Origin of the sequence: Kitasatospora sp. NPDC048296 (assembly GCF_043201815.1) — a bacterium.
In the GTDB taxonomy this organism is placed as follows: Bacteria; Actinomycetota; Actinomycetes; order Streptomycetales; family Streptomycetaceae; genus Kitasatospora.
Genome location: NZ_JBICZB010000077.1, coordinates 1 through 22,453, shown reverse-complemented (window position 1 = coordinate 22,453; position 22,453 = coordinate 1). Strand labels below are relative to the sequence as shown.

The window sequence follows — 22,453 nt, the reverse complement described above, 5'->3', positions numbered from 1 at the left end:
GGCTGACCGCCTGTGCTGTTTCCGCGGGGGGGGGGGGGCGGGGCGGCCCCCCCCCCCCCCCCCCCCCCCCGCGTCTGCGACACTGGAACAACCATGCCTAAGCCCGGAGAACTCACCTTTGTCGCGCCGCGCGGCGCCAAGCCCCCGCGACACCTCGCCGACCTGAGCCCCACCGAGCGCAAGGAGGCCGTCGCCGAGCTGGGCGAGCAGCCGTTCCGCGCCAAGCAGCTCTCCAACCACTACTTCGGCCGGATGTCCAACGACCCGGCGAGCTGGACGGACATCCCCGCCGCCAGCCGGGAGAAGCTCACCGAGACCCTGATGCCCGAGCTGATGTCGGTGGTGCGGCACGTCTCCTGCGACGACGACACCACCCGCAAGACGCTCTGGAAGCTGTTCGACGGCACCCTCGTCGAGTCGGTGCTGATGCGCTACCCGGACCGGGTCACCATGTGCATCAGCTCCCAGGCCGGCTGCGGCATGAACTGTCCGTTCTGCGCCACCGGCCAGGCCGGGCTGACCCGCAACCTGTCCACCGCCGAGATCGTCGAGCAGATCGCCGCCGGGATGCGCGCGCTCAAGGCCGGAGAGATCCCCGGTGGCGAGGCGCGGCTGTCCAACGTGGTCTTCATGGGCATGGGCGAGCCGCTGGCCAACTACAACCGGGTGCTGGCCGCGATCCGCCGGCTGACCGACCCGGCGCCGGACGGCTTCGGCCTGTCCCAGCGCGGCATCACCGTCTCCACCGTCGGCCTCGTCCCGGCGATGAACCGGCTGGCCGACGAGGGCCTTAGCTGCCGTCTGGCGCTGTCGCTGCACGCCCCGGACGACGAGCTGCGCGACGAACTGGTCCCGGTGAACACCCGGTGGAAGGTCGCCGAGGTGCTGGACGCGGCCTGGAACTACGCGGAGAAGTCCGGCCGCCGGATCTCCATCGAGTACGCGCTGATCAAGGACATCAACGACCAGGCCTGGCGCGCCGACCTGCTCGGCCGGCTGATCAAGAACCACCGGGTGCACGTCAACCTGATCCCGCTGAACCCGACCCCGGGTTCCAAGTGGACGGCCTCCCGGCCCGAGGACGAGCGCGAGTTCGTCCGCCGGCTCCAGTCCCACGGCGTGCCGACGACGGTCCGCGACACTCGCGGCCAGGAGATCGACGGCGCCTGCGGTCAGCTCGCCGCGGCCGGCTGAGCCCCACTACGGGAGGACCGGCTAGCGCAGCCCGGCGGCCGCCAGCGCGGCGGTCGCCCCGCCGGTCAGCAGCAGCGTGGTGCCGACCGCCAGGGTGCGCAGCAGGACCGCGCCGAACAACAGCCGCGGCGAGGTGCCGAGGCGCAGCAGCGCGTCGGTGACCTCGCGGCGGTCGGTGCGGACCTCGGCCAGTCGGGAGACCACCGCGGCGGCCGCGCAGCCGAGCACCAGGCAGGCCTCGACGGCGGGCAGTGCGTCGGCGCTTTCGGGCGTGCCGATCCAGTAGCGGATGGTGGTGAGCACCAGCGCGACGACGAGGGTGAGGACGGCCAGCGGCGGGCCGAGGCGGCGGGCCTGGGCGGTCAGGCCTCGACCGGCGAGCAGCCGCAGCGGGGTGGGCCGGCCGAGGGCGAGCAGCCGTCCGGTCCAGGCGAGCAGCGGGCCGGTGAGCAGTGTGAGCCCGAGCGCGCTGGCGGACCAGCCGCCGAGGGCGGCGGTGCTGGTGGTGCCGAGTCCGGCGGGCAGGTGGATCGGGCGGCCGTCGGACTCGGCGTCGGGCCGCAGCGCGATGAGTTCGAGCGCGGCGCCGATCACCACCAGTCCGATCGGCAGGGCGATCCGCCAGACGCCGAAGCCGGTCGGGCTGTGGGCGCGGCCGCCGGGCAGGGTGTCGGCGACGGGCACCGCGCAGGCGGCGGCGATGCCGGCGGTGATCGGGACCAGGGCGAGCAGCGTGACGGGCGCGGCGGCCGGCAGCGGTACGCCCATGCCGAGGTCGGGGGCGAGCGAGGGCCCGGCGATGTCGTTGCGCAGGACCAGGAAGAGCAGCAGGGTGAGCACGCTGCCGAGGGCGCAGGCGAGGGCGACCTCGCTGGCGATCAGAGCGCGGATCCGGCGGGAGCCGGCCCCGGCGGCGGTGAGTCCGGCGATCCGCTCGGGCCGCCGGGCGGGCACCGAGCGGGCGGCGACGGCCGCGAACCAGGCGACGGCGGCCAGCGGGGGCAGGCACCAGAGCAGTCGGACCAGCGCGTCGGTGCCGCCGAGCGGTTCGCTCAGCGCCCGGCCGAGGGAGCGCAGCAGGAACGCGGCGACGACGGCGGCGGCCAGTGCGGTGAGCAGCCAGCGGCCGAGGTCGGGCACCCGGTAGCCCCGGGCCAGACGGAGGTAGAACACGTCGACTCTTTCAGCGGCTGGGCGTCGTCAGCGTCGGGTGGCCGTGACGGCGGGCGCACCGGTCGTCCCCGGGGCGGCGGTGCCGCGGGGGACAGGGGCGGCGGGGGCGGTGAGCCGTCCGTCGACGAGGGCGACGGCGCGGTCCGCGAACCGGACGAGCTCGGGGTCGTGGGTGGCCAGGACGAGGGTGAGCTGGTGCGAGCGGGCCGCGCTGGTCAGTATCCGCAGCACCTGGTCGGAGGCCTCGCGGTGCAGCGGGGCGGTGGGGTCGTCGGCGAAGACGACCGGCGGCAGCGGGGCGAGGGCGCGGGCGACGGCGATCCGCTGGCGCTGGCTCTGGACCAGCCGGTCGGGGCGCTGCCGGCCGATCTCGCCGACGTCGAGGCGCTCCAGCCACTCGTCGGCGGCGGTGTAGGCGGCCTTGTTGCCGGCCCCGGCGAGGAGCAGCGGCAGGGCGACGTTCTCACGGGCGGTCAGTTCGGGTACCAGGTGCGGTTCGGAGCCGACGAAGCCGAAGCGGTCGCGGCGCAGCCGTTCGCGGCCGGCGCGGCCGAGGGTGTGCACGGGCGAGCTGTTGAACCAGACCTCGCCCTCGTCGACCGGGAGCTGGGCGGAGAGGCAGCCGAGCAGGGTGCTCTTGCCGGAGCCGCGCGGGCCGGTGACGGCGAGCACCTCGCCGTCGCGGACGCCGATCGAGATGCCGCGCAGCGCGGGGGTGCCGTAGTGGGACTTGACGATCCCTCGGGCCCACAGCACGTCGTTGTCAGGCGGTGCCGCTGACATGAGGTTCCATCCTGGGTGCCGCAGGGATATGACAGTCGTCAGATTAGAACGACCGGGGCCTCGCGCGGTTGCGGCGCACTGGTCCATCACGGGCAAATCACCCGCATTCAGGCATGTTTGGTCGTACGACTGTGATGTTGGCGGGTCATCGGAGCGCGGACGCCGAAGGGCGGCCCCGGGGATCGGGGCCGCCCTTCGGCGGAGGGTGGGGAAGAGGGCTCAGGGGATCAGAGCTTCGCCCACGCGTCGGTGAGGCTGGTCCGCAGGATCTGCTCGATCTCGTCGAAGGTCGACTGGTCGGAGATCAGCGGCGGGGCCAGCTGGACGACCGGGTCGCCACGGTCGTCGGCGCGGCAGTACAGGCCGTTGTCGAAGAGGGCCTTCGAGAGGAAGCCGTAGAGCACGCGCTCGGTCTCCTCGTCGTTGAAGGTCTCCTTGGTGACCTTGTCCTTCACGAGCTCGATGCCGTAGAAGTAGCCGTTGCCGCGGACGTCGCCGACGATCGGCAGGTCGCGCAGCTTGCTCAGGGTGCCCAGGAAGCGCGACTCGTTGTCGAGCACGTGCTGGTTCAGGCCCTCGCGCTCGAAGATGTCGAGGTTGGCGAGCGCCACGGCCGAGGAGACCGGGTGGCCGGCGAAGGTGTAGCCGTGCAGGAAGGTGTTGTCACCCTTGTAGAACGGCTCGGCGATGCGGTCCGAGATGATCGTGGCGCCGATCGGGGAGTAGCCCGAGGTCATGCCCTTGGCGCAGGTGATCATGTCCGGCACGTAGCCGAACTTGTCGGCGCCGAACATGGTGCCGAGGCGGCCGAAGGCGCAGATGACCTCGTCCGAGACCAGCAGCACGTCGTGGCGGTCGCAGATCTCGCGCAGGCGCTGGAAGTAGCCGGGCGGCGGCGGGAAGCAGCCACCGGCGTTCTGCACCGGCTCGACGAAGACGGCGGCGACGGTCTCGGGGCCCTCGAAGAGGATGGCCTCCTCGACCTGGTCGGCGCACCAGCGGCCGTACGCCTCGGGGTCGACGGTGCCGTCGGGGCCCTCGAGGTAGTGCGGGGCGCGGTAGATGTTGGTGTTCGGGGCCTTGTGGGTGCCCGGCACCAGCGGCTCGAACGGGGCCTTCAGGCCCGGCAGGCCGGTGATGGACAGCGCGCCCTGCGGGGTGCCGTGGTAGGCGATGGCGCGGGAGATGACCTTGTACTTGGTCGGCTTGCCGATCAGCTTGAAGTACTGCTTGGCGAGCTTCCAGGCGGTCTCGACGGCCTCGCCGCCACCGGTGGAGAAGAAGACCTTGTTCAGGTCGCCCGGGGCGTAGTTGGCCAGTCGCTCGGCCAGCTCGACGGCCTTCGGGTGCGCGTAGCTCCAGATCGGGAAGAACGCGAGTTCCTTGGCCTGCTTGGCGGCGACCTCGGCGAGCTCGGTGCGGCCGTGACCGGCCTGCACGACGAACAGGCCGGCCAGGCCGTCGATGTACTTCCGGCCCTTGTCGTCCCAGATGTACGTGCCCTCGCCCTTGACGATGGTCGGCACGGGGGAGTTCTCGTACGACGACATGCGGGTGAAGTGCATCCACAGGTGGTCGTAGGCGGTCTTGGAAAGGTCCTTCTGCGCCGGGTCGGCTGTCATCGGGTGCCCCAGGTGTAGGTCTGTTTCCGGAGCTTCAGGTAAACGAAGCTCTCGGTGCTCCGCACGCCGGGAAGCGCGCGGATGCGCTTGTTGATCAGTTCGAGCAGGTGCTCGTCGTCCTCGCAGACCAGTTCGGCCAGGAGATCGAACGAGCCTGCGGTGCAGACGACGTAGTCGACCTCGTCGAGGGCGGCCAGCGCGTCGGCGACGGGCTCGATGTCGCCCTCGACCCGGATGCCGACCATCGCCTGGCGGGTGAAGCCGACGGTGAGCGGGTCCGTGACGGCGACGATTTGCATCACGCCCTGGTCGAGCAGCTTCTGGACGCGCTGCCGTACGGCTGCCTCGGACAGGCCGACGGCCTTGCCGATGGCGGCGTACGGGCGGCGCCCGTCCTCCTGAAGCTGCTCGATGATCGCCTTGGAGGCGGCGTCGAGGGGAACGCTCGCGTTCCGGTCGCGGTTGGCCACGCGGCCACTGTGCCTGATCGCTCCCCTGTTCGCAAGCGTGGAAGCTGCTGATTTCGTCGCGATCTTGGAAATCCAATGCGGATTTCATTGCGGATGTGACTTCGTCCTGTCGATCCCGGCAGTCTTGCGGCTACTCTGGCACGGTACGCGCGCGCCCCCGCACGGCGGCGTGCGTTCCGCCACCAGTGGACCGCGCCGCTTCGGGCCCGGCCACTCGGCACCCTTCGTAGGCCGGATTCGCCGACGTACCATGGCGCCGGAATCTGCAACGCCGCAGGCCCAGACCGAGGAGAGACCCGTGAGCGACCTTCGCACGCTGCGCAACTACATCAATGGTGAGTTCGTCGACGCGGCTGACGGCCGCACGCTCGACATCGTCGACCCGGCGACCGGCGAGGTGTACGCGACGTCGCCGCTGTCCGGCGCCGCTGACGTGGACGCGGCCATGGCCTCGGCCGCCGCCGCGTTCCCGATCTGGCGCGACGCCACCCCGAGCACCCGGCAGAAGCTGCTGCTCAAGATCGCCGACGCGGTCGAGGCCCGGGCCGACGAGATCGTCGACGCGGAGGTGCGCAACACCGGCAAGCCCCGCGCGCTGACCCTCTCCGAGGAGATCGGCCCGATGGTGGACCAGATCCGCTTCTTCGCCGGCGCCGCCCGCCTGCTGGAGGGCAAGGCCGCCGGTGAGTACATGGACGGGATGACCTCGATCGTCCGCCGCGAGCCGGTCGGCGTCTGTGCCCAGGTCGCGCCGTGGAACTACCCGATGATGATGGCGGTCTGGAAGTTCGCCCCGGCCATCGCCGCCGGTAACACCGTCGTGCTGAAGCCCTCGGACACCACCCCGGCCTCCACCGTGCTGCTGGCCGACATCATCGGCGGCATCCTCAAGGAGCTGGAGTTGCCGGCCGGCGTCTTCAACGTCATCTGCGGTGACCGCGAGACCGGCAAGCTGATGGTCGAGCACAGGACCCCGGCGATGGCCTCCATCACCGGTTCGGTCCGGGCCGGCATCCAGGTCGCCGAGTCGGCCTCCAAGGACGTCAAGCGCGTCCACCTGGAGCTGGGCGGCAAGGCCCCGGTCGTGGTCTTCGAGGACGCCGACATCGCCGAGGCCGTCGAGGGCATCTCGGTGGCCGGCTACTTCAACGCCGGCCAGGACTGCACGGCCGCCACCCGCGTACTGGTGCACGAGTCGATCCACGACGCCTTCGTCGAGGCGCTGGCCAAGGCCGCGGCCGAGACCAAGACCGGCGGCGTGGACGACGAGGACGTGCTGTACGGCCCGCTGAACAACGCCAACCAGCTGAAGCAGGTGGCCGGCTTCATCGAGCGGCTGCCCGCCCACGCCAAGGTTGAGGCCGGTGGCCACCGGGTCGGCGACAAGGGCTACTTCTACGCCCCGACCGTCGTCTCCGGCCTGCAGCAGGACGACGAGATCATCCAGAACGAGGTCTTCGGCCCGGTCATCACCGTGCAGAAGTTCACCGACGAGGACCAGGCCGTCGAGTACGCCAACGGCGTCGAGTTCGCGCTGGCCTCCTCGGTGTGGACCAAGGACCACGCCCGCGCCATGCGGATGTCGCGCCGCCTGGACTTCGGCTGCGTCTGGATCAACACCCACATCCCGCTGGTCGCCGAGATGCCGCACGGTGGCTTCAAGAAGTCCGGCTACGGCAAGGACCTGTCGGCGTACGGCTTCGAGGACTACACCCGCGTGAAGCACGTCATGACCGCGATCTAGCGGGTCGTGACCATCGGGCGCAGGATGACCGCGATCTGATTCTGATCTCGGTCAGAACTCGTCCGAACTGACAAGGGGCCCGGGTCTTTTCGACCCGGGCCCTGTCGCTTTGCACCCTGTCGGCGGGTGGCGTGACCGACTGACAGGATGAAACTGCACTTAGGGGACCGGCGGCTCTAGCCTTACCGGCATGAGCATCCCCACCGCTGACTCAGCCGCCGGCCGGGCCGTCAAGGCCGCCGACCGCGCGCACGTCTTCCACTCGTGGTCCGCCCAGGCGCTGATCGACCCCCTCGCGGTGGCCGGCGCCGAGGGCTCGTACTTCTGGGACTACGACGGCAACCGCTACCTCGACTTCTCCTCGCAGCTGGTCAACACCAACATCGGCCACCAGCACCCGAAGGTGGTCGCCGCGATCCAGGAGCAGGCGGCGAAGCTCTGCACCATCGCCCCCGGCTTCGCGGTCGAGTCGCGCAGCGAGGCCGCCCGGCTGATCGCCGAGCGCACCCCGGGCGACCTGGACAAGATCTTCTTCACCAACGGCGGCGCCGAGGCCGTCGAGAACGCCATCCGGCTGGCCCGGCTGCACACCGGCCGGCAGAAGGTGCTGTCCACCTACCGCTCGTACCACGGCGCCACCGCCAACGCGATCGCGCTCACCGGCGACCCGCGGCGCTGGGCCAACGAGACCGGCGTCTCCGGTGTGGTGCACTTCTGGGGCCCGTACCCCTACCGCTCCAACTTCCACGCCGAGAACGAGGCGCAGGAGTGCGAGCGCGCGCTGTCGCACCTGGAGCAGGTGATCGCCTTCGAGGGGCCGGGTACGGTCGCGGCGGTCATCCTGGAGACGGTGGTCGGCACCGCGGGCATCCTGGTCCCGCCGGCGGGGTACCTGGCCGGGGTGCGGGAGATCTGCGACCGCTACGGGATCGTGTTCATCCTGGACGAGGTGATGGCCGGCTTCGGCCGCACCGGCGAGTGGTTCGCCGCCGACCACTGGGGCGTCGTCCCGGACCTCATGACCTTCGCCAAGGGCGTCAACTCGGGCTACGTGCCGCTGGGCGGCGTGGCGATCAACACCGAGATCGCCGCCACCTTCGCCGAGCGGCCGTTCCCCGGCGGGCTCACCTACTCCGGGCACCCGCTGGCCTGCGCCTCGGCGGTGGCCACCATCAACGCGATGGCGGAGGAGGGCATCGTCGAGAACGCCAAGCACATCGGCGAGACGGTGCTCGGCCCGGGTCTGCGCGAGCTGGCCGAGCGGCACCCCTCGATCGGCGAGGTGCGCGGTCTGGGCGCGTTCTGGGCGCTCGACCTGGTCAAGGACCGGGCGACCCGCGAGCCGCTCGTCCCGTACAACGCCGCGGGCGCCGACAACGCGCCGATGGCCGAGCTGGCCGCCGCCTGCAAGCAGCGCGGGCTCTGGCCGTTCGTCAACATGAACCGCTTCCACGTCGTCCCGCCGTGCACCGTCACCGAGGAGGAGGCCAAGGCCGGCCTCGCGGTGCTGGACGAGGTGCTGTCGCTCACCGACGCGCACGCTGTCTGACGTACCTACCAGGACGGCCCCGGGCACCCGTGTCCGGGGCCGTCCCACGCTCCGGAAGGTCCCACATGCCCAGCAGCTCCACCCTGACCCGCCGCCCCGCCCCCGACCGCCCGCAGGGCCCCGCGCGCATACGCCGACGTTCCGTGCTCGGCGGGGCCGCGCTGCTCGGCGCCGGGACGCTGACCGGCTGCGGCATCCCGTCCGCGTACGTCGCCGAGGACCGCCGCTCGGCGCCGGACCGCTCGGAGAGCGACAAGCGGCTGAACTTCTCCAACTGGACGCAGTACATCGACACCGACGACCAGGGCAGGCGCCCGACCCTGGACGCGTTCAGCGAGAAGACCGGGATCGCGGTCACCTACACCGAGGACATCAACGACAACGACGAGTTCTTCGGCAAGATCAGCCCGGTGCTCACCCAGGGCGCCGACCCGGGCCGGGACCTGATGGTGATCAGCGACTGGATGGCCGGGCGGTACGTCTCGCTGGGCTGGGTGCAGGCGATGGACCGGGCCAACCTTCCCAACGTCACCGCCAACCTGGACCCGCAGCTGTCGAACCCGGCCTTCGACCCCGGGCGCAAGCGCAGCGTGCCCTGGCAGTCCGGGATCACCGGCATCGCGTACAACCGAAAGGCGCTCGGCCGGGAGCTCAAGTCCACCGCCGACCTGTGGGCGCCCGACCTCAAGGGCCGGGTCACCCTGTTCGCCGGGCTGGACGAGGCGCTCGGGCTGCTGATGCTCTCCCAGGGCGCGGACATCACCGCCTTCGGCGACGACGACGCGCACCGGGCGATGGACCTGGTGCAGAAGATGGTCGACACCGGGCACGTCCGCCGCTTCACCGGCAACGACTACACCAGCGACCTCGCCTCCGGCGCCGCGGTCGCCTGCCAGGCCTACTCCGGCGACGCCGTCCAACTCACCGCCGAGAACCCGAACATCGCCTTCCTGGTGCCGGAGGAGGGCGGCGAGCTGTGGGCGGAGAGCCTGATGATCCCCAACCGGGCCGTCCACAAGCGCAACGCCGAGCTGCTGATCGACTACTACTACCAGCCGGAGGTGGCGGCCGAACTCGCCGCGGCCGTCCAGTACATCTGCCCGGTGCCGGCCGCCCGCGAGGTGCTGGCGAACAGCGGGGACAAGGACAAGGCCGAACTCGCCGAGAACCCGCTGGTGTTCCCGACCGAGGAGATGCGCGCCCGGCTGCACAGCATGCGCGACGTCACCTCGGCCGAGCGGCCGGAGCTGCACAAGGTCTGGGGGCGCATCACCGGGGTGTGACGCCGGGGCGCGACGCTCACCTGCGGACGGCGTCCAGCGCGAGCAGCGCCACGTGCAGGGACAGGCAGGACTCCACCTGGTCGAGGTCGACGCCGAGGATGCGCTCGACCTTGTGCAGCCGGTCGTAGAAGGACGGCCGGGACAGGTGCGCGGCGTCGGCCGCCGCCGACTTGTTCCGGCCCTGCTCCAGGTAGATCCGCAGCATCTGCACCAACTGGCCGTTGTGCTCGGCGTCGTGGGCCAGCAGCGGGCCCAACTCCCGTTCCACGTACGTCTGCAGGCGGGCGTCGTCGCGCAGCAGGTGGAGCAGGCCGCGCAGCCGGACGTCGGGCAGCCGGTAGTAGGAGGCGGTCCGGCCGCCGCCGGGCGCGTCGTGCAGGGCCGCGTCGGCGACCTGGGCGGCCTCCAGCAGGGTGCGCCGGGCGTCGCGGACCGAGCCGACCGAGGAGCCGACCGCGACCACCGGGCCGGGGGCGTCGGCGCCCTCCCGGCCGGCGTCGGCGGACATCCGGCGCAGGGTGGCCGAGAAGGAGTCCAGCGCGGAGTGCTCGTCCTGCTGGGCGCCGAGTGCGATCAGCAGGCCCACGCCCTCGTCGTCGAGCGCGCCGACCAGGGCGGACAGCCGGCAGGCCCGGACCGCGCCGGCGGCCAGCTCGGTGAAGTCGCGCAGCCGGGCCTGGGCCTCCAGCGCGGCCGGGATCGGCCCGCGGCGTTGGCGCAGCACCACGCCGACCAGCCGGCGCCCCTCCAGCGGGACGCCGAGCGCCTGGGCGCGCAGGGCCACCTCGGAGACGGTCAGCGCGTGGGTGAGGATGCCGGAGAGCAGGGTGCGGTGGGTCTGCCGTTCCAGGCTCTCCCGGTCGCGCACCACCAGCCGGTTGAGCGCCAGCGCCGAGGCGCCGCGCTCCAGCAGCATGGCGTGCGGGTGGGTCTCGCCCTCCGGCAGCGGACCCGGATCCTGGACCAGCACCAGCCGGCCCCAGTCCTGGCCGCGGGCGCCGACGGTGGTCACCAGCCAGCCGCTGCGCGGGTCGTGGCCGGTGCGGCCGGGCGGACGGACCCCGCGCGAGCGGCGCTCCCAGTCCTCCAGCAGCTCGGCCTCCGGGCGTCCGGCGCTGTCGTGGGCGAGCACCTGGTGGGCCAGGTTCTCCAGGACCACCGGCGCGCCCGCCATCCCGGCCACCTGGCGGATCACCTCGGGTGGCTCGGCGCCCTCCACCACCAGCTCGTTGAACACCTGGTGCACCGACTCGGAGACCCGCAGCTGCTCCAGCTGGGCGTTGACCACCAGGGCGTGCACGGCCTCGGTGACGGCGACGAAGCGCACCTCGCGGCGGAGCGTGACCAGTGGCAGCCCGCACTGCTCGGCGGCGTTCACCAGGGCGCGCGGCAGCGAGTCGAAGTAGCGCCGCCCGAACTCGACCACCAGGCCGGCCACCCCGACCTCGTCCAGGTCGCGGACGTAGCGGGCCAGGCCCGCGCGGTCCTCGGGCAGCGCGATGCCGGTGGTCAGCACCAGCTCGCCGCCCTGGAGCACCCCGGCGACGTCGGGCAGCTCGCTCACATGGACCCAGCGGATCGGCCGCTCCAGGCGGTCGGCGCCGGCCACCACCTGGGGCAGGCCGCGCCGCATCACCTCCAGGTCGAGCACGCGGGCGACGGTGGGAAGCATCGCGGGCCTCCAGAGCCGGGGGAGCGGGAGCAGGGGGGATCAGAGTGTCAGGTAAATCATCCATCGCGGCGACGACCTGTTGCCCTCCGAACGGCCTTGCACTCTGTAAGGCCCTTCGTGCCGAGACTGTCGAAGTGACCCTTGTCACGTCAACCCCGCAGCGGGCAAGGTCAGCGGGACCGCAGACCCCCACGGCGGAAGCGCGAACCCGCAGCGTGCGGTCGGACCGCCGGCACTTGGAGGAACCAGATGGACCTGACCGACTTCGGCGCGGGCGCGCAGTACATCGCGGGCCGTCAGAGCCGGGGCGGCGGCGAACCCTTCCAGGTCGTCAACCCCGCCGACGGCAGCGTGGTCGAGCAGGTCGCGCTGGCCACCGCCGCCGATGTGGACACCGCCGTCGCCGCCGCGAAGGCCGCCCTGCCCGGCTGGTCCTCCGCCACCCCCGGCGCCCGGTCCGAGGCGCTCACCCGGCTCGCCGCCGTACTGACCGACGCGGCGCAGGACCTCGCCCGGGTCGAGACCGCGCAGACCGGCAAGCCGGTCAAGCTGGCCACCGAGTTCGACGTTCCCGGCACCATCGACAACACCGCCTTCTTCGCCGGCGCCGCCCGCAACCTGGAGGGCAAGGCGGCCGGCGAGTACTCCGGCGACCACACCTCCTACGTACGGCGCGAGGCGATCGGCGTGGTCGGCTCGATCTCGCCGTGGAACTACCCGCTGCAGATGGCCGCCTGGAAGATCCTCCCGGCCATCGCCGCCGGCAACACCATCGTGCTCAAGCCGGCCGAGCTGACCCCGCTGACCTCGCTGATGTTCGCCCGGGCCTGCACCGAGGCGGGCATCCCGGACGGCGTGGTCAACGTGGTCACCGGCGCCGGGCGCACGGCCGGCGAGCACCTGGTCGCCCACCCCGACGTCGCGATGGTCTCCTTCACCGGCTCCACCGCGGTCGGCCGGCGGGTCGCCGAACTCGCCACCGCGAGCGTCAAGCGCACCCACCTCGAACTCGGCGGCAAGGCCCCGTTCGTGGTCTTCGACGACGCCGACCTGGACGCCGCGGTGCACGGCGCCGTCGCCGCTTCGCTGATCAACGGCGGCCAGGACTGCACCGCCGCCACCCGCGCCTACGTCCAGCGCCCGCTGTACGAGGCCTTCGTGGCCGGGGTGGCCGAGCTGTACGCGGCGATCCGGATCGGCGACCCGCGCAATCCGCACACCGACCTCGGCCCGCTGGTCTCGTACACCCACCGGGACCGGGTGGCCGGCTTCGTGGAGCGTGCCCGTTCCTACGCCACCGTGGTCACCGGCGGCCCCGTGCCGGAGCGGGGCCACGACGGCACCGACCTCACCCGGGGCGCCTACTACGCGCCGACCCTGATCACCGGCGCGGCCCAGGACAGCGAGGTGGTCCAGGGGGAGGTGTTCGGCCCGGTGCTGGTCGTGCTGCCCTTCGACGGCGACGACGAGGGCCTGCGGCTGGCCAACGACACCCCGTACGGCCTGGCCGCCTCCGCCTGGACCGGCAACGTGCACCGCTCGCTGCGCGCCACCCGGGAGATCGCCGCCGGGTGCGTCTGGGTCAACGACCACATCCCGATCATCAGCGAGATGCCGCACGGCGGGTACAAGGCGTCCGGCTACGGAAAGGACATGTCCCAGTACTCGCTCGACGAGTACACCCAGGTCAAGCACGTCATGTTCGACACCACCGCGGTGGCCCGCAAGGACTGGCACCGCACCGTCTTCGGCGACAGATAACCCCCGGACCGTGGTGCTCCCCCATGCACCCCCATTCCCCCAGGAGGCCCGATCCATGGCGTTCAAGGCGTTCAACGAGCTCACCGACGGTCTGCCCGAACCGGTCCGCAGGGCCTGGGAACGCAGTCTGACCGGCGGCCGGGCCGCGGTCGGCCGCCGCACCCTGCTGCGCGCCGCCGCGCTGACCGCCGGGGCGGGCACCCTGGCCGCCTGCGGCATCCCGGCGGCCCCCCGGGCGACCGGCGACTCGACCGCGGGCGCCGCCAAGGACCTCTCGGACGGCGAGAGGGAGGTCGACTTCTCCAACTGGCCGCTGTACGTGGACACCGACGAGAAGGACAAGCAGAAGCACGGCACCCTGGACGCCTTCACCGCCGCCACCGGCATCAGGGTCAAGTACAACGAGGACGTCAACGACAACGTCGAGTTCTTCGGCAAGATCAAGCCGCAGCTCGCGTCCGGCCAGGACACCGGCCGCGACCTGATGGTGCTCACCGACTGGATGGCCGCCCGGCTGATCCGGCTCGGCTGGGCGCAGAAGCTCGACCCGGCGAACGTCACCACCGCGATCACCAACATCGAGGCCCGCTTCCGCGCCCCCGACTGGGACCCGGGCCGGCTCTACTCCTACCCGTGGGCCGGGATCCAGACCGTCGTCGCGTACAACCGCAAGGCGACCAAGGGGAAGGAGGTCACCAGCGTCTCGCAGCTGCTGGACGACCCCGACCTCAAGGGCCGGGTCACCTTCCTGTCCGAGATGCGCGACACCATCGGGATGGTCCTGCTGGACCTGGGCAAGGATCCGGCCAAGTTCACCGCGGACGACTACGACGGCGCGATCGCCCGGGTGCAGAAGGCCGTCGACAGCAAGCAGATCCGCCGCTTCACCGGCAACGACTACGGCCAGGAGCTCTCCTCCGGCGACATCGCGGCCTGCGTCGCCTGGGGCGGTGACCTGATCCAGCTGCGCGCCGACAACCCGGACATCGAGTTCGTGATCCCGGAGAAGGGCTACCTCGCCTCGACCGACAACATGCTGGTCCCGGCCAAGGCGCGGCACAAGACGAACGCGGAGAAGCTGATCGACTTCTACTATCAGCCGAAGATCGCGGCGCAGCTGGTCGCGGGCATCGGCTTCGTCTCCGCCGTCACCGGGATGAAGGACGAGCTCGCCACCCTCGCCCCGGACAGCGCGGCCAACCCGCTGGTCGTACCCACCCCCGAGATGGCGGCCAAGGCGCACGTGTTCCGCACGCTCACCGAGAGCGAGGAGAGCGACTTCGAGCAGAAGTTCTCCAAGCTCATCGGCGCCTGACCGCCGTTCACGGCCGAGAAACCCAGGAAGACACCCCATGACAGACCAGCTGCGCGACGCGGCCGGCGGCGACGTCCGCCTCACCGGCATCGGCAAGACCTACGGCGCCTTCACCGCCGTCCACCCGCTCGACCTGACCGTCCCCCAGGGCTCCTTCTTCGCCCTGCTCGGCGCCTCCGGCTGCGGCAAGACCACCACCCTGCGCATGATCGCCGGCCTGGAGGAGCCCACCAGCGGCACCGTCCTGATCGGCGGACAGGACGTCACCGCCCTGCCCCCGTACAAGCGGCCGGTGAACACCGTCTTCCAGAGCTACGCGCTCTTCCCGCACCTGGACATCTTCGAGAACGTCGCCTTCGGCCTGCGCCGGCGCGGCAGGAAGGACGTCAAGAAGCAGGTCGACGAGATGCTGGAGCTGGTCGAGCTCGGCCAGTACGCCCGGCGCAAGCCGCACCAGCTCTCCGGGGGCCAGCAGCAGCGCGTCGCGGTCGCCCGCGCGCTGATCAACCACCCCCAGGTGCTGCTGCTGGACGAGCCGCTCGGCGCCCTCGACCTCAAGCTGCGCCGCCAGATGCAGCTGGAGCTCAAGCGGATCCAGACCGAGGTCGGCATCACCTTCGTGCACGTCACCCACGACCAGGAGGAGGCCATGACCATGGCCGACACGATCGCGGTGATGAACGGCGGCCGGGTCGAGCAGCTGGGCGCGCCCGCCGAGCTGTACGAGAACCCCGCCACCACCTTCGTGGCCAACTTCCTCGGCCAGTCCAACCTGCTGCCCGCCGAGGTCACCGGCGGCGTGGGCGAGGACCTGCTGCTCACCGTGGCCGGCACCCGCCTCGCCGTGCCGAAGGCGCGCTGCGCCACCGACGCCAAGCGGGTCCACCTGGGCGTGCGCCCGGAGAAGATCACCATCACCCACGGCTCCGAGAAGGCCGCCGAGGGCCGCAACACGCTGGCCGGCACCGTCGTCGACTCCAGCTTCATCGGTGTCTCCACCCAATACCTGGTGCGCACCGACGGCGGCCAGGAGGTCACCGTCTTCGAGCAGAACATGGAGCGCGACGCCCGGATCGTCCCCGGCGCCGCCGTGCTGCTGCACTGGAACCCGGCGCACTCCTTCGCCCTGGACGCCTCGCAGGCGATCGACGCGGGCACCGCGGAGGAGGCCGCATGACCGCCACCACCCCGGCCGCGCCGCCGCAGGCCGTACCCCCGGATCGCAGCCCGTCGTCGGGCCGGGAACCGAAGCCGAGGCGCAAGCTCACCCCGTACTGGCTGCTGCTGCCCGGCATCGCCTGGCTGGTCGTCTTCTTCGCCGTGCCGATGGTGTACCAGGCGTCCACCTCACTGCAGACCGGCTCCCTCGAAGAGGGATTCAAGGTCACCTGGCACATCTCGACCTACTGGGACGCCCTGGTCGAGTACAAGTGGCACTTCGTCCGCTCGTTCTCCTACGCGGCGATCGCCACCGTGCTCTGCCTGGCCGTCGGCTACCCGCTCGCGTACACGATCGCCTTCAAGGCGAACCGGCGCTGGCGCAACGTCATCCTGATCCTGGTCATCGCGCCGTTCTTCACCAGCTTCCTGATCCGCACGCTGGCCTGGAAGACCATCCTGTCCGACGGCGGCCCGGTGGTCGGCGTGCTGAACACCCTGCACGTCCTGGACGTCACCAACGCGCTCGGCCTCACCTCCGGCGACCGGGTGCTGGCCACCCCGCTCGCCGTGGTCTGCGGTCTGACGTACAACTTCCTGCCGTTCATGATCCTGCCGCTGTACACCTCGCTGGAGCGGATCGACCCCCGGCTGCACGAGGCGGCCGGCGACCTGTACGCCCGGCCGTTCACCACCTTCCGCAAGGTCACCTTCCCGATCTCGCTGCCGGGCGTGGTCGCGGGCACCCTGCTCACCTTCATCCCGGCCTCCGGCGACTACATCAACGCCCAGCTGCTGGGCTCGCCGAGCGAGCAGATGGTCGGCAACGGCATCCAGAAGCAGTTCCTGAACGTGCTCGACTACCCCACGGCGGCCGCGCTGAGCTTCATCCTGATGGCCCTGATCCTGGGCATGGTGACGGTCTACATGCGCAAGGCCGGGACGGAGGAACTGGTCTGATGTCCCGGATATCCAAGTGGATCCGCGCCCACCTGGTGGTGCTGGCCGGCCTGCTGGCCCTCGCCTACCTGGTGCTGCCCAACCTGGTCGTGCTGGCCTTCTCGTTCAACAAGCCGGTCGGCAAGTTCAACTACGAGTGGAACGAGTTCTCCACCGACGCCTGGACCAACCCCTGTGGCGTGGCCGACATGTGCCAGTCGCTCTCGCTCAGCCTGCAGATCGCGGTGCTCGCCACCATCGGCGCCACCGTGCTCGGCACCATGGTCGCCTTCGCGCTGGCCCGCTACCGCTTCCACGGCCGCTCGGCCACCACCGCGATGATCTTCCTGCCGATGGCCATGCCCGAGGTGGTCATGGCCGCCTCGCTGGGGACGCTGTTCCTCAACATGCGCATCCCGTTCGGCTTCACCACCATCCTCATCGCGCACATCATGTTCTGCCTCAGCTTCGTGGTGACGGCGGTCAAGGCGCGCGTGACGAGCATGGACCCGAGGCTCGAACAGGCCGCCCAGGACCTCTACGCGACCCCCACCCAGACCTTCCTGAGGGTCACCCTGCCGCTGGCCGCCCCCGGCATCGCGGCCGGTGCGCTGCTCAGCTTCGCGCTCTCCTTCGACGACTTCATCATCACCCAGTTCAACTCGGGCCCGACCACGGTCACCTTCCCGATGTTCGTCTGGGGCGCCTCGCAGCGCGGCATCCCGGTGCAGGTGAACGTCATCGGCACCGCGATGTTCGTTGCCGCGGTCGCGCTGACCGTCGTCGGGCAGTGGATCGGCAACCGTCGGAAGGCCGCCGCCTGACGCACCACTCGACGTACAGCCGGCAGCGGTGGCTCACAACCGTCATCTATTCGCAGAAAGTGGCTGATAATGCATGGACTCCGCCCGCGCACTCAGTGACGCCAGGCCCACCCCCTTCTGGCTGGAGGACCCCGGTCGGCCGGAGGCGTTGCCCGCCCTGGTCGGCGACACCGCCTGCGACCTGCTGGTCGTCGGCGGCGGCTACTCCGGCCTGTGGACCGCCCTCATCGCCAAGGAACGCGACCCCTCACTGGACGTCGTGCTGGTCGAGGGTAACGAGGTCGGGTGGGCCGCGTCCGGGCGCAACGGCGGATTCTGCGCGGCCAGCCTCACCCACGGCTTCGGCAACGGCCTGCAGCGCTGGCCCGCCGAACTCGCCCAGCTGGAACGCCTCGGCGCCGCCAACCTCGACGGCATCGAGGCCGCCCTCAAGCGCTACGGCATCGACGCCGAGTGGGAGCGCACCGGCGAGATCGACATCGCCACCCAGCCCCACCAGGTCGAGGAGCTGCACGAGATCGCCGAGGCCGTCGCCCGGTACGGCTTCGACCTCACCGTCCTGGACGCCGACCAGCTGCGCGCCGAGGTGAACTCGCCGACCTTCCTGGGCGGCCTCTGGGACAAGGAGGGAGTGGCGATGGTCCACCCCGCCAAGCTCGCCTGGGGCCTCAAGGACGCCTGCCTGAGCCAGGGCGTGCGGATCTTCGAACACACCCGGGCCACCGACCTGCGGGAGCACGGCAGCGGCATGGCCGCCCGCACCCCGTACGGCCGGGTGTTCGCCCGCCGGGTCGCGCTCGGCACCAACGTCTTCCCGTCCCTGCTCAAGCGCGTCCGTCCGTACATCGTGCCGGTGTACGACTACGCACTGATGACCGAGCCGCTCGACGACGAGCAGCTCGCCGCGATCGGCTGGCGCGGCCGCCAGGGGCTGGGCGACAGCGCCAACAAGTTCCACTACTTCCGGCTCTCCGCCGACAACCGGATCCTCTGGGGCGGCTACGACGCCGTCTACCACTACGGCGGCCACGTCCGGCACGAGTACGACCAGCGGCCGGAGACCTTCCGCACCCTGGCCAACCACTTCTTCCGCTGCTTCCCGCAGCTGGAGGGGCTGCGCTTCACCAACGCCTGGGGCGGCGCCATCGACACCTGCAGCCGGTTCTCGGCGTTCTTCGACACCGCGTACCGGGGCAAGGTCGCCTACGCGGTCGGGTACACCGGGCTCGGCGTCGGCGCGACCCGCTTCGGCGCCGAGGTGATGCTCGACCTGCTCGCCGGCGAGCGCACCGAACGCACCTCGCTGGACATGGTGCGCTCCAAGCCGCTGCCGTTCCCTCCCGAACCGGTGCGCTGGGCGGGGATCGAGATCACCACCCGGTCGCTGGAGCGGTCCGACCGCAACGGCGGCCACCGCAACCTCTGGCTGCGCACGCTCGACCGGCTGGGGCTCGGCTTCGACAGCTGACCCCGCCCAGCGCGTCACGCGACCCGTGCAGTCACGCGACCCGTGTAAGAGGGACCCGCCGTCCGCCTCTTCCTGGTGACGGCGGGTCTCGGTCTTCCGCCGTCCGACCGGGACGAACGGCGAGAAACGGGGACACGACATGGAGAGCACCGGACTGCACTGGCTCGCCCAGGTGGCACCGGACCCGGAGGCCTTCCGGGCACAGTGGGAACGCTCCGGGCTTGGCCTGATGCTGCTACCGGCGGGACGCCGCTGGGACGTCCTCTCCGTCCCCGGACGGCTCGGGCGCCCCGCCCTGGACGTCCTGGACACCGGCTCCCGCGGCCCGGTGCTCACCGATTTCGGGGACGAGCACGTCAGCTTCCTGGTGCCGGTCGGCACCGCCGCCCGCTGGGTCGGCACCGGCGTGCGCTGCGCGGGGGAGGGCACCTGGATCGTCGTCCCGCACCCCGAACGCAGCAGTCGGGGCGTGCGATGGCTGGTCCCGCCCGACGGCTCCGGGCGGCTCAACGACCCGGTGTTCCTGGAGTTCGCCCTGCACGAAGCGGCGGCCGGACTCACCGGCTGGTGAGCGTCCGCGCGTCCGGCGGAGCGGCGCGCGGCGCGGGCGGTCGCGTCAGACTGGAGGCGTGACCACCGCTCCGCACGCCGTCGACGCCGCCCTGCGACCGGGCCTCGCCCAGCTGCGACTGGCCGCCCTGGCCGCGCCCGTCTGCGCCCGGTACGGACTGGCGCTGGCCGGTGGGCACGCGCTGCGTGCCCACGGCGTGGCGGCCTGCGCGCAGGACGGGCTCACCCTGGCGACCGGCGGTGCCGACCTGCCGGAGGTGGGCGCCGCGCTGGCCGAGGCCTACCGCGCGGCGGGCGGCGGAGTCGTCGAGCGGCCCGGCACCCCGCGCCTGGAGCAGCTGACCGTACGGCTGGCGCTGGGCGCTCGCACCCACTCGGTGGAGCTGCGGAAGGAACCACTCGGCCACCGGCCGGTCCGGCTCGACCTGGGCGCCCCGGCACCGGACGAGCCGCCGGTGGTGCTGCCGGTGGTCGCACTGGAGGACGCGGCGGCGCTCACCACCGCGCTGCTGGTCGACCGGGGCATGCCGCGCGACCTGATCGACGTGCACGCCCTCACCCGCTGCTACCGGGAGGGCGAACTGCTCGCGCTGGCTGGAGAGCTGGACCCGGAGTTCCAGCCGTCCGCGCTCGCCGACCGACTGGAGACGCTGGCCGAGGCCGCGGACGGCCGGTTCCGCGCCCGGGGCGTCGAGGCCGGCTCGGTGGACGGGTTGAAGCGGTGGGCGCTGGCCTGGGCACAGGACCTGCGGCTGGACCTGCTGGAGACCCAGGAGGCGGCGGACGGGCTGCACGACCCGTACCTGGAGGACGAGGAGTCCTGAGTCATGGGCTGGGGGTTTACGCGTTCGGAGTAGCGACCGAACGACCTGTAAGGCTGAATCCGCGATCCCCGTCAGCCTGTTCGTTGAGCCTCGCCGGGACGGCCACCAGACTGGGAGATGAGCGCGGTAGCCCCGTGAATTCCCGTCGCCCACCCCTCGCGGGGGCGGCGCCAGACCGGACCGGTGGCAGGACGCCGCCCGGGACTTCGGAGGCAGACGGACCTTGAGCAAGCACATCATTCACTGGATCGGCGGCGGCCCCGTCGCCACCGCCGGCGCGGCGCCCCGCCGCGGTGACATCTTCGACCCGGCCACCGGCCAGGTCTCCGGCCACGTCGACTTCGCCGAGATCGCCGAGGTCGACCAGGCCGTGGCCGCCGCCGCCTCGGCGTTCGCCGAGTGGCGCACCGCCTCGGTGGCCAAGCGGACCACGGTGCTCTTCGCCTTCCGCGAGCTGCTGAACGCCCGCCGGGACGAGCTGGCCTCGATCATCGTGTCCGAGCACGGCAAGGTGCACTCGGACGCGCTGGGCGAGATCGCCCGCGGCCTGGAGGTCGTCGAGTACGCCTGCGGCATCCCGCAGCTGCTCAAGGGCGGCTTCACCGAGCAGGCCTCCACCGGCATCGACGTCTACTCGATCCGCCAGCCGCTCGGACCGATCGCGATCATCTCGCCGTTCAACTTCCCGGCGATGGTGCCGATGTGGTTCTTCCCGATCGCCATCGCGGCCGGCAACACCGTCGTGGTGAAGCCCTCGGAGAAGGACCCGTCGGCCGCCAACTTCCTGGCCGGGCTGTGGAAGGAGGCCGGGCTGCCGGACGGCGTCTTCAACGTCGTGCACGGTGACAAGGTGGCCGTCGACCGCCTGCTGGAGCACCCGGACATCAAGTCCGTCAGCTTCGTCGGCTCCACCCCGATCGCCCGCTACGTCTACGAGACCGGCACCCGCTACGGCAAGCGCGTGCAGGCCCTGGGCGGCGCCAAGAACCACATGCTGGTCCTGCCGGACGCCGACCTCGACCTCGCCGCCGACGCGGCCGTCAACGCCGGCTTCGGCGCGGCAGGCGAGCGCTGCATGGCTGTCTCCGTCCTGGTCGCGGTCGACCCGATCGGCGACGAGCTGGTCGACAAGATCAAGCAGCGGATCGCCGGCCTGAAGGTCGGCCCCGGCTGCAACGGCGACTCCGAGATGGGCCCGCTGGTCACCGGCCAGCACCGCGACAAGGTCACCTCCTACGTCGAGTCCGGCCTCGCCGACGGCGCCGAGCTCGCCGTGGACGGCCGCAAGCACCCGATCACCACCGAGGACGAGAACGGCGCCCCGACCGCGGACGGCTTCTGGCTCGGCCCCACGCTGTTCGACCACGTGAAGCCCGGCATGTCCGTCTACAACGACGAGATCTTCGGCCCGGTCCTCTCGGTCGTGCGCGTGGCCTCCTACGAGGAGGGCCTGGCGCTCATCAACGCCAACCCGTACGGCAACGGCACCGCCCTCTTCACCAACGACGGTGGCGCGGCCCGGCGCTTCCAGTTCGAGGTGGAGGTCGGCATGGTCGGCATCAACGTGCCGATCCCGGTGCCGGTCGCCTACTACTCCTTCGGCGGCTGGAAGGCCTCGCTCTTCGGCGACACCCACGCGTACGGCCCGGACGGCGTGCACTTCTTCACCCGAGGCAAGGCCGTGACCCAGCGCTGGCTGGACCCGTCGCACGGCGGTATCAACCTCGGCTTCCCCACCAACAGCTGAGCCAGGGCCGCTGAGCCTCGCGGCCGAAGCAGGGCTGGTCGACCCCCTCTCCCCGGGGCCGACCAGCCCTTCTGCATGCCGGTTGCATCCGCCCGCCGAAGCGCGTACAGTTCTTCGAGCTGCCTGGCAGGGAGCACCGGACACGCATCCGCGCGGACGGTCCCGGGGTAGCCAATCCTCTGAAACACCTTTCCGGTTCGTGCCGGTCGTTTTCGCGTTCTCGCGGTGCGGCTCGGTGCTCATTCGGCGTGCGCGTTTTATTGGATTGCGGTCGATTCGCTTTTCGGAGCGGGGATCGGCTAGAGTTTGAAACGTCGGACGGGGCGTCAAACCCCGGAAGACACCGGCGAGTTGGAT

The 22,453-nt window shown here is 71.4% G+C and carries 18 protein-coding genes; 13 read left to right on the top strand and 5 right to left on the bottom strand.

The window, feature by feature from the left end; all coding sequences use genetic code 11:
- Positions 1-93: 93 nt before the first annotated feature.
- Complete coding sequence (rlmN, locus tag ACGF12_RS32055) at positions 94-1,194, top strand: 23S rRNA (adenine(2503)-C(2))-methyltransferase RlmN (RefSeq protein ID WP_393037897.1); 1,101 nt, start codon at positions 94-96, stop codon at positions 1,192-1,194.
- Between the two features lie 21 nt (positions 1,195-1,215).
- Here the strand turns inward: rlmN and ACGF12_RS32050 are convergent, their stop codons facing one another.
- The 4 genes from ACGF12_RS32050 to ACGF12_RS32035 form a co-directional block, all read right to left on the bottom strand.
- Positions 1,216-2,367, bottom strand: a complete 1,152-nt coding sequence (locus tag ACGF12_RS32050; protein WP_393037895.1) for a hypothetical protein — start codon at positions 2,365-2,367, stop codon at positions 1,216-1,218.
- A gap of 27 nt (positions 2,368-2,394) precedes the next feature.
- Positions 2,395-3,150 (bottom strand): ABC transporter ATP-binding protein, encoded by a 756-nt coding sequence (locus ACGF12_RS32045; RefSeq protein WP_393037892.1) that lies wholly within the window; start codon positions 3,148-3,150, stop codon positions 2,395-2,397.
- A gap of 227 nt (positions 3,151-3,377) precedes the next feature.
- Positions 3,378-4,772 carry an aspartate aminotransferase family protein gene (locus tag ACGF12_RS32040; RefSeq protein WP_350508287.1) on the bottom strand — a complete coding sequence of 465 codons (1,395 nt, stop codon included), beginning with the start codon at positions 4,770-4,772 and terminating at the stop codon, positions 3,378-3,380.
- A complete protein-coding gene (locus ACGF12_RS32035; protein WP_030243538.1) occupies positions 4,769-5,242 on the bottom strand; it encodes an Lrp/AsnC family transcriptional regulator in 474 nt (157 codons plus the stop codon). Before ACGF12_RS32035 ends, ACGF12_RS32040 begins: the two co-directional genes overlap by 4 nt.
- Before the next feature lie 250 nt (positions 5,243-5,492).
- Between ACGF12_RS32035 and ACGF12_RS32030 the strand changes: the two genes are divergently transcribed.
- From ACGF12_RS32030 to ACGF12_RS32020, 3 genes are all read left to right on the top strand, one after another.
- Complete coding sequence (locus ACGF12_RS32030) at positions 5,493-6,986, top strand: gamma-aminobutyraldehyde dehydrogenase (RefSeq protein ID WP_393037888.1); 1,494 nt, start codon at positions 5,493-5,495, stop codon at positions 6,984-6,986.
- 190 nt (positions 6,987-7,176) lie between these two features.
- Positions 7,177-8,535 (top strand): aspartate aminotransferase family protein, encoded by a 1,359-nt coding sequence (locus tag ACGF12_RS32025; RefSeq protein ID WP_393037885.1) that lies wholly within the window; start codon positions 7,177-7,179, stop codon positions 8,533-8,535.
- Positions 8,536-8,600: 65 nt separating this feature from the next.
- Entirely contained in the window at positions 8,601-9,818 is a 1,218-nt protein-coding gene (locus ACGF12_RS32020) for a spermidine/putrescine ABC transporter substrate-binding protein (protein WP_393037882.1), read from the top strand.
- Between the two features lie 16 nt (positions 9,819-9,834).
- Here ACGF12_RS32020 and ACGF12_RS32015 read toward each other — a convergent pair whose 3' ends face one another.
- Entirely contained in the window at positions 9,835-11,490 is a 1,656-nt protein-coding gene (locus ACGF12_RS32015; RefSeq protein WP_393037879.1) for a PucR family transcriptional regulator, read from the bottom strand.
- A 249-nt stretch (positions 11,491-11,739) separates the two neighbouring features.
- Between ACGF12_RS32015 and ACGF12_RS32010 the strand changes: the two genes are divergently transcribed.
- The 9 genes from ACGF12_RS32010 (at position 11,740) to ACGF12_RS31970 (ending at position 22,096) form a co-directional block, all read left to right on the top strand.
- A complete protein-coding gene (locus tag ACGF12_RS32010) occupies positions 11,740-13,251 on the top strand; it encodes a gamma-aminobutyraldehyde dehydrogenase (protein ID WP_393037876.1) in 1,512 nt (503 codons plus the stop codon).
- Positions 13,252-13,306: 55 nt separating this feature from the next.
- Complete coding sequence (locus ACGF12_RS32005; RefSeq protein WP_393037873.1) at positions 13,307-14,566, top strand: spermidine/putrescine ABC transporter substrate-binding protein; 1,260 nt, start codon at positions 13,307-13,309, stop codon at positions 14,564-14,566.
- A 37-nt stretch (positions 14,567-14,603) separates the two neighbouring features.
- Positions 14,604-15,743: an ABC transporter ATP-binding protein gene (locus tag ACGF12_RS32000; protein ID WP_393037870.1), complete on the top strand. Its 1,140-nt coding sequence runs from the start codon at positions 14,604-14,606 to the stop codon at positions 15,741-15,743.
- Complete coding sequence (locus ACGF12_RS31995; RefSeq protein WP_393037867.1) at positions 15,740-16,684, top strand: ABC transporter permease; 945 nt, start codon at positions 15,740-15,742, stop codon at positions 16,682-16,684. Before ACGF12_RS32000 ends, ACGF12_RS31995 begins: the two co-directional genes overlap by 4 nt.
- Complete coding sequence (locus ACGF12_RS31990; RefSeq protein WP_393037864.1) at positions 16,684-17,487, top strand: ABC transporter permease; 804 nt, start codon at positions 16,684-16,686, stop codon at positions 17,485-17,487. The genes ACGF12_RS31995 and ACGF12_RS31990 overlap by 1 nt, the downstream gene beginning before the upstream one ends.
- Positions 17,488-17,560: 73 nt before the next feature.
- The gene (locus ACGF12_RS31985) at positions 17,561-18,955 is read left to right on the top strand and encodes an NAD(P)/FAD-dependent oxidoreductase (RefSeq protein WP_393037861.1); all 1,395 of its coding nucleotides are present in this window, start codon (positions 17,561-17,563) and stop codon (positions 18,953-18,955) included.
- 139 nt (positions 18,956-19,094) lie between these two features.
- Entirely contained in the window at positions 19,095-19,526 is a 432-nt protein-coding gene (locus tag ACGF12_RS31980) for a hypothetical protein (RefSeq protein ID WP_393037858.1), read from the top strand.
- 58 nt (positions 19,527-19,584) lie between these two features.
- A complete protein-coding gene (locus tag ACGF12_RS31975; protein ID WP_393037855.1) occupies positions 19,585-20,349 on the top strand; it encodes a hypothetical protein in 765 nt (254 codons plus the stop codon).
- Between the two features lie 223 nt (positions 20,350-20,572).
- Positions 20,573-22,096: a CoA-acylating methylmalonate-semialdehyde dehydrogenase gene (locus ACGF12_RS31970; RefSeq protein WP_393037852.1), complete on the top strand. Its 1,524-nt coding sequence runs from the start codon at positions 20,573-20,575 to the stop codon at positions 22,094-22,096.
- The last annotated feature ends 357 nt before the right edge of the window (positions 22,097-22,453 follow it).